At 39.2% G+C, this 16367-nt stretch carries 14 protein-coding genes; 10 read left to right on the top strand and 4 right to left on the bottom strand.

From position 1 onward, the window contains the following. Window positions 1–189: 189 nt before the first annotated feature. A complete protein-coding gene (locus G3T18_RS19265; protein ID WP_224412212.1) occupies window positions 190–1311 on the bottom strand; it encodes a site-2 protease family protein in 1122 nt (373 codons plus the stop codon). Window positions 1312–1608: 297 nt separating this feature from the next. Between G3T18_RS19265 and G3T18_RS19270 the strand changes: the two genes are divergently transcribed. The 10 genes from G3T18_RS19270 to G3T18_RS19315 all read left to right on the top strand — a co-directional run bounded on the left by G3T18_RS19270 (window position 1609) and on the right by G3T18_RS19315 (window position 12725). Beyond that, entirely contained in the window at window positions 1609–2091 is a 483-nt protein-coding gene (locus tag G3T18_RS19270; protein ID WP_224412213.1) for a 2TM domain-containing protein, read from the top strand. A gap of 293 nt (window positions 2092–2384) precedes the next feature. After that, window positions 2385–5045 (top strand): ATP-dependent chaperone ClpB, encoded by a 2661-nt coding sequence (clpB, locus tag G3T18_RS19275; protein ID WP_224412214.1) that lies wholly within the window; start codon window positions 2385–2387, stop codon window positions 5043–5045. 25 nt (window positions 5046–5070) lie between these two features. After that, window positions 5071–5994 (top strand): sulfotransferase family protein, encoded by a 924-nt coding sequence (locus G3T18_RS19280; RefSeq protein WP_224412215.1) that lies wholly within the window; start codon window positions 5071–5073, stop codon window positions 5992–5994. Between the two features lie 120 nt (window positions 5995–6114). Continuing rightward, window positions 6115–7074, top strand: a complete 960-nt coding sequence (hpsE, locus tag G3T18_RS19285; RefSeq protein ID WP_263480503.1) for a hormogonium polysaccharide biosynthesis glycosyltransferase HpsE — start codon at window positions 6115–6117, stop codon at window positions 7072–7074. Further along, window positions 7071–8030 (top strand): hormogonium polysaccharide biosynthesis glycosyltransferase HpsE, encoded by a 960-nt coding sequence (hpsE, locus tag G3T18_RS19290; protein WP_224412216.1) that lies wholly within the window; start codon window positions 7071–7073, stop codon window positions 8028–8030. Before hpsE (G3T18_RS19285) ends, hpsE (G3T18_RS19290) begins: the two co-directional genes overlap by 4 nt. 58 nt (window positions 8031–8088) lie before the next feature. Next, window positions 8089–9072, top strand: coding sequence for a glycosyltransferase (locus G3T18_RS19295; RefSeq protein ID WP_224412217.1), 984 nt, complete (start codon window positions 8089–8091; stop codon window positions 9070–9072). A 5-nt stretch (window positions 9073–9077) separates the two neighbouring features. Then, complete coding sequence (locus G3T18_RS19300) at window positions 9078–10061, top strand: glycosyltransferase (RefSeq protein WP_224412218.1); 984 nt, start codon at window positions 9078–9080, stop codon at window positions 10059–10061. Window positions 10062–10079: 18 nt separating this feature from the next. Beyond that, window positions 10080–11027, top strand: coding sequence for a glycosyltransferase (locus G3T18_RS19305; protein ID WP_224412219.1), 948 nt, complete (start codon window positions 10080–10082; stop codon window positions 11025–11027). A gap of 70 nt (window positions 11028–11097) precedes the next feature. After that, a complete protein-coding gene (locus G3T18_RS19310) occupies window positions 11098–11706 on the top strand; it encodes a methyltransferase domain-containing protein (protein WP_224412220.1) in 609 nt (202 codons plus the stop codon). Between the two features lie 113 nt (window positions 11707–11819). Then, on the top strand, window positions 11820–12725 hold the full coding sequence (locus tag G3T18_RS19315; protein ID WP_224412221.1) for a sialate O-acetylesterase: 906 nt from the start codon (window positions 11820–11822) through the stop codon (window positions 12723–12725). A 4-nt stretch (window positions 12726–12729) separates the two neighbouring features. On the opposite strand, the gene G3T18_RS19320 is transcribed toward G3T18_RS19315, so the two are convergent. From G3T18_RS19320 to G3T18_RS19330, 3 genes are read right to left on the bottom strand one after another with little or no spacing between them, the layout of a single operon-like run. Next, a complete protein-coding gene (locus G3T18_RS19320; RefSeq protein WP_224412222.1) occupies window positions 12730–13878 on the bottom strand; it encodes an SGNH/GDSL hydrolase family protein in 1149 nt (382 codons plus the stop codon). Between the two features lie 14 nt (window positions 13879–13892). Further along, on the bottom strand, window positions 13893–15368 hold the full coding sequence (locus G3T18_RS19325) for an MBOAT family O-acyltransferase (RefSeq protein ID WP_224412223.1): 1476 nt from the start codon (window positions 15366–15368) through the stop codon (window positions 13893–13895). A gap of 7 nt (window positions 15369–15375) precedes the next feature. After that, window positions 15376–16287 (bottom strand): sulfotransferase family protein, encoded by a 912-nt coding sequence (locus G3T18_RS19330; RefSeq protein ID WP_224412224.1) that lies wholly within the window; start codon window positions 16285–16287, stop codon window positions 15376–15378. Window positions 16288–16367 lie beyond the last annotated feature (80 nt).

Genomic DNA, 16367 nt, shown 5'->3' on the forward strand with positions numbered 1-16367 from the left:
ACTAGGAGAGGGGAGAAGATGAAAGAGTTAAAGATATTAATTACTCCCCCTTCCCTTCAAGGGAAGGGGGTTGGGGGGTTAGGTTAGATAAATATAAAAATGTAAGAAAAATTTTTACACTTAAATGGTATAAGTATAAAAAAATTCCCCAGAGTTGGGGATAATTTCCTCAAGCTGGGGTTGTTAATTTTAGACAGGATTTGCTTGCGGTTGTTTTTCCAGTAAGCGGATGATTGAAGCTTTTTCCAAAAGTCCAATTACTACACCATTTTCACGGACGACTGGTAGCTGTTTTGTGTCTTCTTTTTCTAACAGCATGAGTACGTCTAATAAAGACTTATCGGAATCGATGAGTGTGGTATTTTCTACAGGTTGAACGATCGCGCTAACCTTGACTTCATTCCATTGAGAAGTGGGAATATCTCTCATCTTATCAACTGCGATCGCGCCCATAAGTTTCCCTTCCTCATCTGTCACTAGGAATTTACGCCAGTTGCCTTTACCAATGACATATTCGTTGGCAAATTCCCGCAATGTCAAGTTACTATCAATAACTGGGCTATTGGGAATAACTGCATCTGCGGCGGTGAAACCACTCAGTTTCTCTTGAATTTGAGCAGATTTCGCGTAGTTATTCGCATTTTGGAGTAAGAAACCACCGATTAACAATGTCCAGAAGTTTCCAATTGAACTAATGCCCAAAATTGCTAAAATACCAACGATGACTGCTAACCAACCTAAAAATTGACCGATGCGGCTAGCAAATAAAACGCCTTTGTATTGATTTCCGGTGATTTTCCAAACTAAGGATTTAACCACATTACCGCCATCGAGGGGTAAACCGGGAAGTAGGTTAAATAATGCCAAAATTAAGTTGATCGATGCTAGCAAGGAAACGATCGCTGCAAACGCACCCGAAATTGGCGTACCGATCCCGATCGCTGTAAACAATCCAAATAATAGCAGACTAACCGCCGGACCCGCGATCGCCACTAAAAATGCTTCACTCGGCGTTTTTGATTCTTTTTCTAAGTTAGCCAAACCGCCAAACAAAAACAGAGTAATCGATTTAACTTCGATCCCTTGCTGGATAGCGACTAAACTATGTCCTAACTCATGTGCTAAAACTGAAGCGAATAATAATAGCGAGGCAACTAATCCTAATAACCAGGGTGTAATACCAGTTAATCCGGGAAATAAACTTAGCTCACTTCCATAGGTTAACGTTACTAACCCTAGCACTAAAAACCAGGAAGGATTCACATAAAAAGGAATCCCAAATAAATTACCGACGCGAATATTGCCATTCATAGGCTTTGCCTCCTTTCGCTGCTGTAAGAGGTTTTCTTTAACCTCGTTGACTCAATTGTAACGAAATGCAAAGTTGCTTGTCTCCTCTTGTTTGGCGTAATCACCGCCCTGAAAAGTACGGTAATATTAACTAGCTGAGATTGTGTCAAAAACCTCTATGATTAGGCATAATATAATTAGTGCTTTATGAGCATTAGCTAATGAGCATAATCTATTTCTTAAGATAGAAAAACCGAATTTGTTCGCAAAAATACCAAAATAACTATTATAGATAAGCAAGATTAGGACTACCGCAAAATGGAGACTCCCCAAACTTATCGTCAAGAAGAGATCCAGCAAATTCTCGCTACGGCGATCGCGCGTCAAGAATACGAAGGTGAGTTATCTCGCACCCAACTCTGGGAAATCGCCGCCGAGTTACAAATCTCCCCGGAGAGTTTGCAAGCAGCAGAGATGCAGTGGCTTTCTCAACGACAAGAGGAAGAAAAACGACTCGCTTTTGAAGCTTACCGAAAAAGCAAATTCAAACAAAAAGCGGGAAAATTTTTGATTTTTAATACTTTTTTCTTGTGTTTAAATCTGCTTACTGCTGGGACTCTCTCTTGGTCGCTATACATCCTGCTTGTTTGGGGATTGTGGTTAACTCTCCACGGCTGGCAAACTTTTCAGTCTGAAGGCGAAGCTTACGAACAAGCTTATCGTAGCTGGGAACGCAAGCACGAAATTAGAAATTTTCTGCAAAACTTTTGGCTGAAGTTACAGCAAGCTTTACAAGCTTAGGGGATTGGGGACTGGGGATTGGGGATTGGGGACTGGGGACAAGGAGGACAAGGGAGAGGGGGAAGACAAGGGAGAGGGGGAAGACAAGGGAGAGGGGGAAGACAAGGGAAACCTAGGAGATAAACTGTTAACTGGTAACTGGTAACTGGTAACTGATAACTGGTAACTGATAACTGGTAACTGATAACTGGTAACTGGTAACTGATAACTGGTAACTGATAACTGATAACTGCTAAGTCCTTGCTATACTAACGACACAGCAACAATCAAAATATAGAAAATATTATCTCAAGATGCAGCCAACCGACCCGAGCAAATTTACAGAACAAGCCTGGGACGCGATCGTCAAATCTCAAGAAGTAGCCCGTCTCTATAAAAATCAGTACCTCGAAGTAGAGCATATCGTGCTGACGCTACTAGCGGAAGAAGGACTGGCAGTGCGAATCTTGAATAAGGCGAATATCGATCTTGCTCGTTTTCAGCAGCAGTTAGAAATCTTTGCTGGGAGACAAGCGAAAGTACCTAATGCCGAGCAACTTTACCTCGGTCGCGGTTTGGATGTAATGTTGGATCGAGCGGAAACGGCTAGAGGTAGTTGGCAGGATAAGTATATTTCCGTCGAACATTTACTGCTGGCTTTTGCGGAAGACGATCGCCTCGGTAGACAATTACTGAAAAAGTTTAATCTCGATCCCCAAGATTTGGAAACGGTAATTAAGTCGGTACGGGGTTCGCAGAAGGTTACGGAACAAAACCAGGAAGAACGTTACGAAGCCCTGGAAAAGTATGGGCGCGATTTGACGGAATTAGCCAGAAGCGGCAAACTTGACCCGGTAATTGGACGAGATGAAGAGATTCGGCGGGTAATTCAAGTGTTATCCCGGAGATCGAAGAATAATCCGGTGTTGATTGGGGAACCGGGAGTTGGGAAAACGGCGATCGCGGAAGGTTTGGCGCAGCGTATTGTTAATGGTGATGTGCCGGAATCTTTGAAAAATCGTCAGCTAATTTCCCTGGATATGGGTAGTTTAATCGCTGGGGCGAAGTATCGTGGTGAGTTTGAAGACCGTTTGCGGTCGGTTTTGCGCGAGGTTACGGTTTCGGAAGGGCAAATTGTTCTCTTTATCGATGAGTTACATACCGTTGTCGGGACTGGTTCGACTCAAGGTTCAATGGATGCAGGGAATTTGCTCAAACCGATGTTAGCTAGGGGCGAATTGCGCTGTATTGGGGCAACTACTCTGGATGAATACCGCAATCATATTGAAAAAGATGCGGCTTTGGAACGTCGTTTTCAACAAGTTTTGGTCAAACAGCCTGGAGTTGAGGATACTATCTCGATTTTACGTGGGCTGAAAGAGCGCTACGAAGTCCACCACGGCGTGAAAATTACGGATTCCGCTTTGGTTGCTGCGGCGACGCTTTCCCACCGCTATATCAGCGACAGATTTTTACCCGATAAAGCGATCGATTTGGTGGATGAGGCGGCAGCGAAACTGAAAATGGAGATTACTTCTAAACCAGTGGAACTCGAAGCGATCGATCGCCGTTTGATGCAGTTACAAATGGAGAAGCTGTCCCTGGAAGGTGAAGAAAATGAACGGACTGGCGCGATCGCAGTTTATAGTTCGGCTAAAGACCGTTTAGAACGCATTGAAGCGGAAATTACTCAGTTACAAGGAAAACAGCAGCAACTTTCTTCTCAATGGCAAGGTGAAAAGCAATTGCTCGATGAGATTAATTCTCTCAAGGAAGAAGAAGAACAATTGCGCTTGCAGGTAGAACAAGCTGAACGGGCTTACGATTTGAATAAAGCGGCGCAGTTAAAGTATGGGAAACTGGAGAGTATTCAGCGATCGCTCGAAGCTAAGGAAACGAAACTCCTCGAAATTCAATCTCAAGGACGGGCTTTACTCCGCGAACAAGTCACTGAAGACGACATTGCCGAAATTGTCGCCCGTTGGACTGGTATCCCCGTCAACAGTTTATTAGAATCCGAACGTCAGAAACTCCTCAAACTCGAAGGACACCTCCATCAACGAGTAATCGGACAAGAAGAAGCTGTATCCGCCGTTGCTGCGGCGATTCGTCGCGCCCGCGCGGGGATGAAAGACCCCAGCCGCCCCATCGGTTCGTTCCTCTTTATGGGACCCACAGGCGTAGGCAAAACTGAATTAGCCAGGGCTTTAGCGCAATTTCTCTTTGACACCGAAGACGCGATCGTTCGCATCGATATGTCGGAATATATGGAAAAACACGCCGTCTCGCGCTTAGTTGGCGCACCTCCAGGATACGTCGGCTACCAAGAAGGAGGACAACTCAGCGAAGCAGTCCGCCGCCGTCCCTACTCAGTGGTACTCTTGGACGAAGTGGAAAAAGCTCACCAAGACGTTTTTAACATTTTATTGCAGGTACTTGACGACGGACGAATCACCGACTCCCAAGGACGAGTTGTAGACTTCCGCAATACCATTATCGTCATGACCAGCAACATCGGCAGCGACCATATTTTGAATGTCGCTAAAGACGACTCCGACTATGAGAAAATGCACAAGCAGGTGACAGAAGACTTAAGAAAACATTTTCGCCCCGAATTTCTCACCCGCGTTGACGATTTGATTATTTTCCACACCCTCCGTCGCGAAGAATTACGCGCGATCGTCAGAATTCAACTCAAACGCATCGAAAAATTACTTTCCGAACAAAAAATTAACTTAGAAATTACCGAAGCCGCCCAAGATTATATCGTAGAAGCAGGCTACGATCCCGTATACGGAGCCAGACCTTTGAAAAGGGCAATTCAACGGACATTAGAAAATCCCATTGCTACGAAAATATTAGAAAATACTTATGTGGAGGGCGATACAGTTTTGATAGACTGTGAAAAGAACAGCCTAACTTTTAGTAAGAAAGGTGAAATCAAAGTGGTTACGCCAGAAATAGTTTCTCCTTAAATTAAAGTCAAAATCAACCCGGGCAATGTTAACAAAAAAAAATAAAATATTGAAACTCGCTGGTGATTTTTTTAGTATCTTCTTGACTAGAGAGCAACGACCGATTTTAGTAGTAGGTTTGCCGAGAACAGGTACAACTTGGATAGCATCAGTGTTAAATACTGCTGCTGGGATCGAGTATTTTCACGAACCATTCAACCCGATTAATATTCACCAATCAGCTTCACATCTACGTCAAGCCATGATGATGAGAAAATATCTAGCTTGGGAAGACGAAGATGAAGAATTTGCTCGGTATTGTCGTGCTACTTTTGCAGGCGAACTCCCAGACAACGGTTATCTTTATAATTACTTAGGTTGGATTTATAAACAATTTCCTCAATGGCACGGTCGAGTTTTAATTAAAGACGTTCACTGTTATCTGACATTAAACTGGCTTAAGCGTCAGGTAAACCCATTGATTGTGATTGTACTGCGTCATCCTTGTGCAGTAGCAGCGAGTTGGTTCCGCTTATACGGAAAAGTAAGCACATTCGAGCGATCGCTTTTTCAACCGAAACTGCTCGATGACTATTTACAGTCTTTCATCCCTTTATTAGAACAAACACAAGGATTTTGGCAGAGAATAGGTGCTTTTTGGGGAGCTTCCTATTATGTAATGCTTCAGCAACAAGCGCAACATCCTGACTGGATCGTAATTCAGCACGAAGATTTTTGCCGAGATCCCATGATGCAGTATCGTCAATTATTCCAAAAACTCCAATTAAATTGGACAGTCGCAACCAGTGAAATCCTGGAAGTTTCAACTCGTAAAAGTAGTAAAGATCCCTACGTTCCCTTGCGAATTTCTGCCCAAGAACCGCAAAAATGGGAAAAAGAGTTAGAACCACAACAAATTGCCCAAGTTATGGAATTTGCTAATTCATTTGGCATACAATTTTATCAGTAACCAATCTACTGAGTTAACTTGAAAAATTTCTCCAGTAAAAGCCGAATAAAAAAATTGAGAAGAGAGGATCGAGCAACCCGATCGACGATTCCTAATATTATTAGTAGTACCTGGAAGGCAATGAGTAAGATATTGATTGACTTAACAGTAGCAATTCCCACCTACAACGGCGCCAAACGTTTACCACTGGTACTGGAAAAATTACACGAACAAGTCGATACGGAAAATATTGCTTGGGAAATTATTATTGTTGATAACAATAGTACCGACGAAACTGCTCGAATAGTTCGAGATTATCAAGCTAACTGGCAAAAACCTTTTCCTTTAAAATATTGTCTAGAAACCGAGCAAGGTGCAGCTTTTGCGCGGAAAAAGGCAGTTAAAGAAGCTCAGGGGAATTTAATTGGTTTTCTTGACGACGATACCTTACCTGCGCCAAACTGGGTAGCAGCAGCTTATAAATTTGCTCGAGAACATCCTCAAGCAGGTGCTTATGGCAGTCAAGTTCACGGAGATTACGAAGTCGAACCTCCTGCTAACTTCGATCGCATCGCTAGTTTTTTTGCCATTACCGAAAGAGGTGACAAACCACACTTATACGAACCTAGTTTGAAAATGTTACCACCATCCGCAGGTTTGGTAGTTCGCAAGCAAGCTTGGTGCGAAAATGTTCCCGAACAACCGTTTTTAAGCGGACGTAGCGGTAAATCTATCCTCAATAGTGAAGATTTAGAGGTAGTGATGTATATTCAAAATGCCGGGTGGGAAGTGTGGTATAACTCCGAAATGGAAATTTATCATCAAATTAAGCGCGATCGCCTAACTCGCGAATACCTCCTCTACCTCATGCGAAGTACAGGTTTAGCCAGACACCACATTCGGATGCTACGTCTCAAACCCTGGCAACGTCCCTTGTTTTTCCCCCTCGGTTTAGCCAAAGACTTACAAAAAGCAATAGCATATTTTCTTAAAAATCGCAACCTCCTTGAGAAAGATGTAGTCGCCGCCTGCGAAATGGAATTCTTACGCAGCAGCGTAATTAGTCCATTTTATTTATGGAGGATCTCGCTAAAAATATGATTGACTTTTCAGTAGTTATCCCCACTTACAACGGCGAAAAACGCTTACCAGAAGTATTAGAAAAACTCCAGCAACAAACTAATACCGAAAATATTTCCTGGGAAATAATTGTAATCAACAATAATAGTAATGACCGCACATCCCAAATAGTAAAAGACTATCAAAGCAACTGGAATTATCAATTTCCACTACGATCTTATTTTGAAGCTAAACAGGGATTAACCTTCGCCCGACAAAGAGCAATCAAGGAAGCAAATAGCAATTTGATCGGCTTTCTAGATGACGATAACCTACCCGATAAAAATTGGGTAGCGGCTGCACATTCATTTGGGATAAAATACCCACAAGCAGGAGCATATAGCGGAAAAATCTTAGGTAAATTTGAAATTGAACCGCCAAAAGATATCGAAAAAATTAGTCGTTGTCTCGCTATTGGCGAACATGGTTCGCAACCCCATAAATTCGACCCAGACAACTTAAAACTTCCTCCAGGAGCAGGATTAGTTATTCGGAAACAAGCTTGGTCTGAGTCAATTCCCACTCAGTTAATGTTAATTGGTAGAGTTGGGAAAGTAGCAGTAGCAGGTGAAGACTATGAAGCTTTGCTCCACCTACACAAACTAGGATGGGAAATTTGGTACAACCCAGAAATGCAAATTGAGCATAAAGTACCGCGTAGTAGGTTAGAAAAAACTTATTTAATACCTTTAGCACGTAGCTGTGGCTTACCAATTTGCTACCTACGCACGATCAATGCCAAAAACTGGCAAAAACCGCTAATTTTAGTGAGGACTTTGTTAGGAAACTTACGTCGCCTGATTAAGCATTGGTTAAAGTACCGCAATCAACTAGACAGCGATCTAGTTGCTGCTTTTGAACTAGAATTTTTTTGGGGTAGTATGATGAGTCCTTTTTATTATTTGAAAAAAATAATTTCTCATCAAATTTCTAGCTGAATAATAATTTGCCCAACTTCCTCCCTCGATTTTAACAGCAAAACTACTTAAAATTGCTATGCCCATCATCTCAGTAATTGTTCCTGCCTTTAATGCCGAAAAAACTATTCAAGAAACTATTAACTCAGTTATCAATCAAACATTCTCCAACTTTGAGTTAATAATTATCAATGACGGCTCCCAAGACTCAACTTTAGAGATACTTGAAAGCATCAAAGACCCCCGCATTAAAATATTTTCTTACCCCAACGCTGGCGCTGCTGTAAGTCGTAACCGAGGATTTGCCAAAGCTGTCGGCGAATACATTGCCTTTTTAGATGCCGATGACCTTTGGACTCCCGATAAACTAGAAGCTCAACTTTCCGCATTACAAGCCACACCAGAAGCCGCCGTTGCCTATAGTTGGAGTGACTGTATTGACGAAACAAGTAAATTTCTGCGTCCAGGCGGTCACATTAGCATTAATGGTAATGCTTATGCAAAACTACTAATGGTAGATATTTTAGAAAATGGCTCCAATCCTCTAATTCATCGACAAGCTTTCATCGAAGTCGGTGGTTTTGACGAATCACTTCAAGCTGGACAAGATTGGGATTTATATTTAAGATTAGCTGCTAAATATCATTTTGTTACCGTACCTCGTTCTCAAATCCTCTATCGAATCTCTGCTAATTCAATGTCTGCTGACGTCTGGAGATTGGAAACAGCAAGCTTACAACTAATTTCGCGAGCCTACAGTAAAGCTCCTAGCTCTCTACAAAAGTTGAAAAAGTATAGCCTTGGTAACATTTACAAATATCTCACAGTCAAAGCTATAGAAGGAAATCCTGAAAGAAAAAAAGGGATTGCGGCAATCAGGTTTCTTGGGCAAACTGTAAAAAATGACCCTTTGTTGTTAAAACATCGAATTATCTGGAAAGTTTTCTTAAGAGCACTAGCGATCGCTGTCCTACCCGATCGACAAGCTAAAGTTTTGCTCAAAAACATTCAACAACTATCTGGTACTAGCGCTTTATTAGCTTATATGAAAATTAATACTTAAGGAAGATGACACTTATCTCAGTAATTATTCCTGCTTACAATGCTCAAAAAACTATTAAGGAGACAATAGAATCAGTTTTAAAACAAACTTTTCCTGACTTTGAACTAATTATTATTAATGACGGTTCTCAAGACTCAACCTTAGAAATTATCCAAGAAATAAAAGACCCGCGTATTCGAGTCTTTTCTTATCAAAATAGTCGTCAAGCTGTTAGTCGTAATCGAGGAATATCTCGCGCTACCGGAGAATACATTGCTTTTTTAGATGCCGATGACCTCTGGACTCCTGATAAATTAGAGAAACAACTAACCGCATTGCAAACTAATCCTGAAGCTGCCGTTGCTTATAGTTGGACTAATTGGATTGATGAATCAAGTCAATTTTTGCGTCGAGGCAGTTATCTTAGTTTTAATGGTTATGTTTATCCCCAACTTTTACAAATAAATTTTTTAGAAAATGGTTCTAATCCTTTAATTCGTCGAGAAGCTTTAGAAACAGTAGGTGGATTTGAGCCGTCACTCACACCCGCAGAAGATTTAGATTTATATTTACGTTTAGCTGCTCGTTACTCGTTTGTTGCCGTGCAATCACCTCAAATTTTATATCGAGTTTCTAGTGATTCTATGTCTGCTAATCTCGATAATTTAGAATCAGCTTGTTTGCGAGTATTTGCCAGAGCTTATACTGATGCTCCTGAATCTTTATTGCCTTTAAAAAGTTATAGTTTGGGCAACTTGTATAAGTATCTAACTTTTAAAGCTTTGGCAGGAACTCCAAAATCAAAAGACAGTTTTGCTGCTGCTCAATATTTTTGGCAAGCGGTAAAAAATGACCCACAGTTATTGAAAGCACGAGTGAGTCTAAAACTGTTATTACAAATTGCAACAATCTTAATTCTTCCTGCTCAGGAAGCCCAAAACTTATTAAGAAAATCAAAGTTAAATAATCTGAATCCTTTACTAGGATACATTAAATTAAAAAACGATTAAATATTAATTTTTAGAAAAATGCCACTTATTTCAGTTATTATTCCTGTTTATAATGGAGAAAAAACAATTCAAGAAACAATTGAAAGTGTGTTGCAACAAACTTTTACCGATTGGGAGTTAATTATTATTGATGATGGTTCCCAAGATTCTACACTGGAAATTTTAGAAAGCATTCGCGACGACCGAATTAAAGTTTTTTCTTACCCAAATACTGGTTTAGCTGCTAGTCGTAACCGAGGTATTTCTCATGCAATTGGAAAATTTCTTAGTTTTTTAGATGCAGATGACCTTTGGACTCCTGATAAATTAGAGAAACAACTAGCCACACTACAAGCTAACTCTAATGCTGCTGTTGCATATAGCTGGACTGACTATATTGATGAAGAAAGTAAATTTTTATATGCAGGTTCTCACATTACAGCAAATGGAAATGTTTATGAAAAACTTTTAATTAATAATTTTTTAGAAAATGGTTCTAATCCTTTAATTCGGCGAAAAGCATTGAGAGAAGTGGGAGAATTTGATACCTCAATTAACAGGGTAGCAGATTGGGATTTGTATCTGCGGCTAGCTGCGCGCTATGATTTTGTGACCGTACCTTTTCCCCAAGTTTTGTATAGAGTTAGTAGTAATTCTCTGTCTTCAAATATTGCTAGCATGGAGGAACAATGCTTGCAAGTTATAGAAAAAAATTTTCGTCAAGTACCTACATCCTTACAGTACCTGAAAAAACACAGTCTTGCTTATCTCTACGAGTATTTGACTATGAGAAGTTTAGAGGGAAGACAAACAAGAGAAAAAAGCTTGGTAGCTGGTCGGTGTTTAGTTTATACTATAGGCTATAATCCTTCGATCCTTAAGCGGCGATCGCGCCTGATGTCAGTAGTGCTACTAAAAATATTAGTTGGAGTATTACTACCTACTAAACAAGCTCAATGGTTACTAGGTTTACTAAAAAGAAATTAGCATAGTTGACTTTTTCTTAATTATCTCGATCGAAAGTAAATTTGAACGGTAATTTTGGTTTTGAGGAATAATGATGGCAGAAGAATATCTCACACGAGAAAGACTATCGAGCTATTATAACCAAGTGCGGATAATTAAATCTTTGGGGAAGCAAGTAGAGAATATTTTGGAAATAGGAATTTATAACTCTCTATTTACCGAAATGCTCAAAATAAACAATTACAAAATAACGACAGCAGATGTTAATCCCGAACTTAAACCAGATTTAATTGTAGACTTAGAAACAGATTTTTCTCTTCCTCAAGACAAGTTTGAGGTAATTGTTTTGTTTCAGGTACTCGAACATATTCCTTACCAAAAATTTGAATCTACTCTTAAAAAATTAGCAGAAGCTACGAAAAAGTATTTAGTTATTTCTCTTCCTTATCAAACAACTTTTTTATCGATGCGATTTAAGTTTAATACACCGGGAAGAGCAAGGTATTTGTTGCTTCAAGTTCCTAATTTTTGGAGTTCTACACCTCTTTGCGAGCAACATTACTGGGAAATTGGCATCAAAGAATATCCTCTTAAGCGGATAGTCAAATCGATTAAAAATGTGGGCTTAATAATCAAAAGAGAGTATCAAGACCCTAACAATCCTTACCACTATTTTTTTGTTTTAGAAAAAGAGACTTAACTAAGATTAGGTCGATAACTCATATTTGGGAAATCGACTAGAATTAAATGTCCATAAATTGGTTAATTATCTTAACTAGACTAAATTTTCTTGAAGGAAGTAGGAGCAAGATTTTGGATTCTCAGCAAATTATACTCAGTGTTAGTGTAATCATTTACAGCATTTTAGCTTCTTTTATTACAGGAGCAGAGGCGGCTTCCTTAAAATCCTTAAAACTTTTTGTCCTTGCCGGACAGTCTAACATGGTGGGATATCGTTCAAATCTTACCGAGTTGCCTGACGAACTAAGAGAGCCGCAGTCAGGAGTTTGGTGGTATAATCAGAGCAATGATTGGGAAATATTAGCAGCACCCACAGAGCCGCTACCAAGTACAAATTGGCTTCCTAATGGAGTCGGTTTTGGACCGGAGATTTCTCTGGGACGAGAGTTGCAAGCAATTATCGGAGAACCTGTGGCTTTAGTTAAGTACGCAGCTAATGGTACTAAGCTTGCTACTGATTGGAACCCAGACAATCCAGAGCCAAATTCGCTCTACAATAGTATGCTAGCTCGTGTGGAAAGCGCGATCGCTGTCTTACCCCCGCCTTATTTAACTGTAGAAATCGCTGGTTTTTTTTGGATGCAAGGGGAAGGAGATGCTACTGAAAAAACTTTTGCCGATAACTATCAAGCTAATCTTACTAACTTTATTGCCCAAGTCCGCAACGACTTTAATAACCCCAATTTACCTTTTGTTATCGGTCAAATCTCTAATCTGCCTCCAAGATTTCCTTATACCAGCCAGGTACAAGCTGCCCAATTTCAGGTTAGTAAAACTGTTCCTTACACAGGTATAGTTGAGACAACTACTCTTTCCCAACATTCTGACGAAGTTCATTTCGATTCCCAAGGATTGATTGATTTGGGTTATCTTTTTGCTGAGGAATGGTCTAGCATTCCCGAACCAGCAAAGAACGTTCCTTTAATTATTGCTGCATTAATTGTCCCTTGCTTATCTAACAAGAAAATCAACAAATAATTTTTTAGTTTGGCTTTAAATTTTGCACAAATTGCACGGTGAGAGGATGTGCTTGCGCCCATTTTTGGCGGTCAATACGAATTTTGTGTAAATGTTCTTCTAGATTGTTTGCAGAAAGAAATACACCAAAGTCAGTCGGAACTTTTTCTTTTTGATAATCAAATAGTTTATTAAGAATTAAGTCTCCTGCTTCTTTTGTATAGTGAGAATTGTCGAAGTAATATTTCATTTCTTCATTAATAGGTTCAGTTGTAATACTATTGTAACCAGAAAAATCCCAAACTGGTGTAATTTCTACTACTTGTCTTTTCCATTCTTCCCATTCAGACCACGTTTCCGCTACTTTAATTGCCTCCCAACGGGTAACATGGGAAGGGGAGATAAAAATATATAAACTGATTTGTTTTTGTTTACAAGTATCGACAATTCTCTTTAAATTTTTTAAACTCTTTGCAGAAAGTTGTTCTTTTTGGAAATTTTCTGGTCTACTCAAAAAATCTTGAAGAGTTACTTGAAAAATTTTTTGAGTAGACTTACTTTTATAGATTTTTTTGATATAGTAATTTGTATTTCTCATTCCGTTGGGATAAAAATAGCCAACAGCATGGGGATTTTTTTGATTAGATTCTAAGGTAGCGAGACTAGCAGTAAGGGCATCTAAAGAAAGAGTAACATTTAATAAATCTTGATTGATTATTTTAGTTTTCTGTAAACGATTTTCCTGAAAATCAGGGGCATTAGTTTTCCAAGCATTAAACATAAAAAAATCGATCCCAAGAACAATCTTTTTTAGTTCAGGCTGAACGGCGATCGCGTGTTGAAAGTAGCGCATTACTTCATACATATTTGCCCCAGTAATTGCCAAGTTATAAACAGGTCGATCGGCTTTTAAAGCAGGATGATTAGGATCTAAACCAAACTCAGTTCGGGAAGAACCTAAAAAAATCATCGGAGTCTTAATTGTCGTAATTGCCCTAGCTTTAAATAATCTAACTTGTTTTTCTTTTTCTAGTTTTACTTGGTTAATTCCGAGAATTTTTGGGCTTGACATTACATCATAAGGGTCAATAAAAATATTAAATAAGCTAATTAATGATAAATTTAAAATAATTACCAAAAGTAAAATTATTATATAGCGGCGATAACTTTTCATTTTTTAATTTAGTCTCAAAACTGAAAGTAAAGAAATTCAGAAACTCGGTTAAGAGAAAGTAGACAAAATGTTGCTATGCAACCCATTAATATTGACCACCGCCAAGTTGGTTTAAACTGCTCGATAATTTGTTGCGTATTTGGTAACAAAGTTACGCATAGCACTAATCCAATTAATATGATTATAGTTTTGTGTGCGCCTAAACTTGGGATATAAGTTAGTTCTTGCCAACCGCGAAACTGTACTCCTAGAGTAGATAACCAACCTAAAAAGCTTTTATATGCTTCTGGCAAAACAATAGTGTTTAGACCAAACATTGTTGTTAAAATTGCTTGTGAATCCTGCAAACTTTGAGCGCGAAATAATACCCAACTAGCAACAACAGCAATAAAAGTTATTAACCATCCGATCGTTTGTGGCAATTGAATACTTAACCGCCGCCAGAGGTGATTGATAACCAAATATAATCCGTGTAAACCACCCCAAATTACAAAAGTCCAACCTGCGCCGTGCCAAAGTCCTCCTAAAAGCATGGTAATCATTAAATTAACATACTGCCGTAAGCGACCTTGGCGGTTACCCCCAAGAGGAATGTAAAGATAATCTCGAAGAAAGTTAGAAAGAGTGATGTGCCAGCGTCGCCAAAAGTCAATTATAGAAATAGCTTTATAGGGAGAATTAAAGTTAACTGGTAAGGAAATATTAAACATCCAGCCTAAACCGATCGCCATATCTGAGTAACCGGAAAAATCAAAATAAAGTTGGAAAGTATAACTTAATGCCCCAATCCAAGCTTCTAAAATAGTCAGATCGTTAGCATGGTTAAAAATAGGGGCAACCCAAGGAGATAGATTATCGGCGATCGCTACTTTTTTCGACAAACCTAAAATAAACAAAGTTAATCCCATCGCCACATTTTTGGCATCGAAGTTAAAATTACTTAACTGCCGAAACTGGGGTAAAAGTTCATCGTAGCGTAAAATTGGACCAGCAATTAACTGAGGAAAGAAACAAACAAAGAGACTGTAGGTAAGCAAGTTGTATTGATAATCTTTCGTTTTCCCCCGATAAGCATCTACTAAATAAGCAATTTGCGTGAAAGTGTAAAATGAGATAGCTAGGGGTAAAATTATTTCTGGAATTGCAAATTTTTGCCAGAAAAACTGACTGAAATTAATCGCGAAAAACCGAGCATATTTGTAATATCCCAAAAGCCCTAAGTTGAAAATAATTCCCAGCCAAAGAAGAATTTGCGCAAGTTGGCTTTTGGATTCAGTACGTTCAATTTTCCTGCCGATAAAATAGTTAAAACTAAGAGAAATTAGTAGTAGAGGCAGATAGGAAATATTCCAGTAAGAGTAAAAAAATAAAGAAGCGACTGTTAGCCACGCGATCGCTGGCTTAATGAGACGAAATCTTGTCAGTGTAAAAAAGACGATTGCAGTAACTGGTAAAAAGCCAAAAATAAAAGCAAAAGAATTAAATAACACTGTTTTTTTACTCCAGCCAGTGTGAGAGATCCCTATCAATTATTTCTTGGAGTTGACAAATATCTTGCTCAAATAAAGGAATTAATTTCTGCCGTAATTGTGGTGATAGCTGTGGGGGTTTTTCCATATTTTTTCTATATATTTTCGCCGCCATTGGTTGGCGAATTTTCCGAGGCATCAAAAATTTGAAAAAGTTTTTAATTGGATTGTTAGTAGTTAATAAATCATATAAAGCAATATTTTTCCAGACTACATTAGTTTGATTGTGTTTTGCCGACATATCTGGAACGAAGCGACAATCTACTTCGAGAAAAGTAAATAAGTCTTGGAGAAATTTTTGAGGAGATTCTTTCCAGTCTTCGTAAAGATAAATTTTTAGTTGACTGCGCGGAAAAAAAGCCAAATAGCGCTTAATTTGAGGAGTATATAAACCAATATTCAAATAGTACCAAGCTGGAGACCAATGCTGGGAAATGCGCTTGTTTTCCTCGTTAATGGCTAGCTCAAAATCAGCGATCCACTCGCGACGATCTCGACGTAAATGTAAGTAGTTAGAAAATGCTCTGTCTACTGGATGACGGAGGATAGCAATTAATTTCGCATCGGGAATATAGCGGTGAATACGCTCAGGTGTTTCGGGAATGTATAAATAAAGAGTAGAAGCTTCACCAATTGCTTTTTCATTTTTTCTCCCGTCGAAAAGTGCTTGGTAAGCTTCTAAATTAACAATAGAGGAAGTATTCGTCCAAGCTAAATTATCCCTAGGTCCACAAAAATCGGGTTGCTTACCTTCAAAAGCAAAGAAATTTGGTTCTTTGACAGGACTCATGTAGATTTCAGGATGTTGATTAAGATAGTGATAAAGTGCAGTAGTTCCCGCCTTGGGCGCACCTAAAACTAAAAAGTTGGGCATGGTCATTTTAACCGATCTCCCAGCCATAAGGAAACTTTAGTTAATACAAATAGTAGCATTCGGATTAGGGGTTGCCATCAGCATAT

The sequence above is a fragment of the Oscillatoria salina IIICB1 genome (genome assembly GCF_020144665.1).
Classification (GTDB): domain Bacteria; phylum Cyanobacteriota; class Cyanobacteriia; order Cyanobacteriales; family SIO1D9; genus IIICB1.

Bases quoted from the DNA above. Each gene is read 5' to 3' on its own strand.
- G3T18_RS19265 (WP_224412212.1), bottom strand. From the start codon at position 1,311: ATGAATGGCAATATTCGCGTCGGTAATTTATTTGGGATTCCTTTTTAT.
- G3T18_RS19270 (WP_224412213.1), top strand. From the start codon at position 1,609: ATGGAGACTCCCCAAACTTATCGTCAAGAAGAGATCCAGCAAATTCTC.
- clpB (WP_224412214.1), top strand. From the start codon at position 2,385: ATGCAGCCAACCGACCCGAGCAAATTTACAGAACAAGCCTGGGACGCG.
- G3T18_RS19280 (WP_224412215.1), top strand. From the start codon at position 5,071: ATGTTAACAAAAAAAAATAAAATATTGAAACTCGCTGGTGATTTTTTT.
- hpsE (WP_263480503.1), top strand. From the start codon at position 6,115: ATGAGTAAGATATTGATTGACTTAACAGTAGCAATTCCCACCTACAAC.
- hpsE (WP_224412216.1), top strand. From the start codon at position 7,071: ATGATTGACTTTTCAGTAGTTATCCCCACTTACAACGGCGAAAAACGC.
- G3T18_RS19295 (WP_224412217.1), top strand. From the start codon at position 8,089: ATGCCCATCATCTCAGTAATTGTTCCTGCCTTTAATGCCGAAAAAACT.
- G3T18_RS19300 (WP_224412218.1), top strand. From the start codon at position 9,078: ATGACACTTATCTCAGTAATTATTCCTGCTTACAATGCTCAAAAAACT.
- G3T18_RS19305 (WP_224412219.1), top strand. From the start codon at position 10,080: ATGCCACTTATTTCAGTTATTATTCCTGTTTATAATGGAGAAAAAACA.
- G3T18_RS19310 (WP_224412220.1), top strand. From the start codon at position 11,098: ATGATGGCAGAAGAATATCTCACACGAGAAAGACTATCGAGCTATTAT.
- G3T18_RS19320 (WP_224412222.1), bottom strand. From the start codon at position 13,878: ATGAAAAGTTATCGCCGCTATATAATAATTTTACTTTTGGTAATTATT.
- G3T18_RS19330 (WP_224412224.1), bottom strand. From the start codon at position 16,287: ATGACCATGCCCAACTTTTTAGTTTTAGGTGCGCCCAAGGCGGGAACT.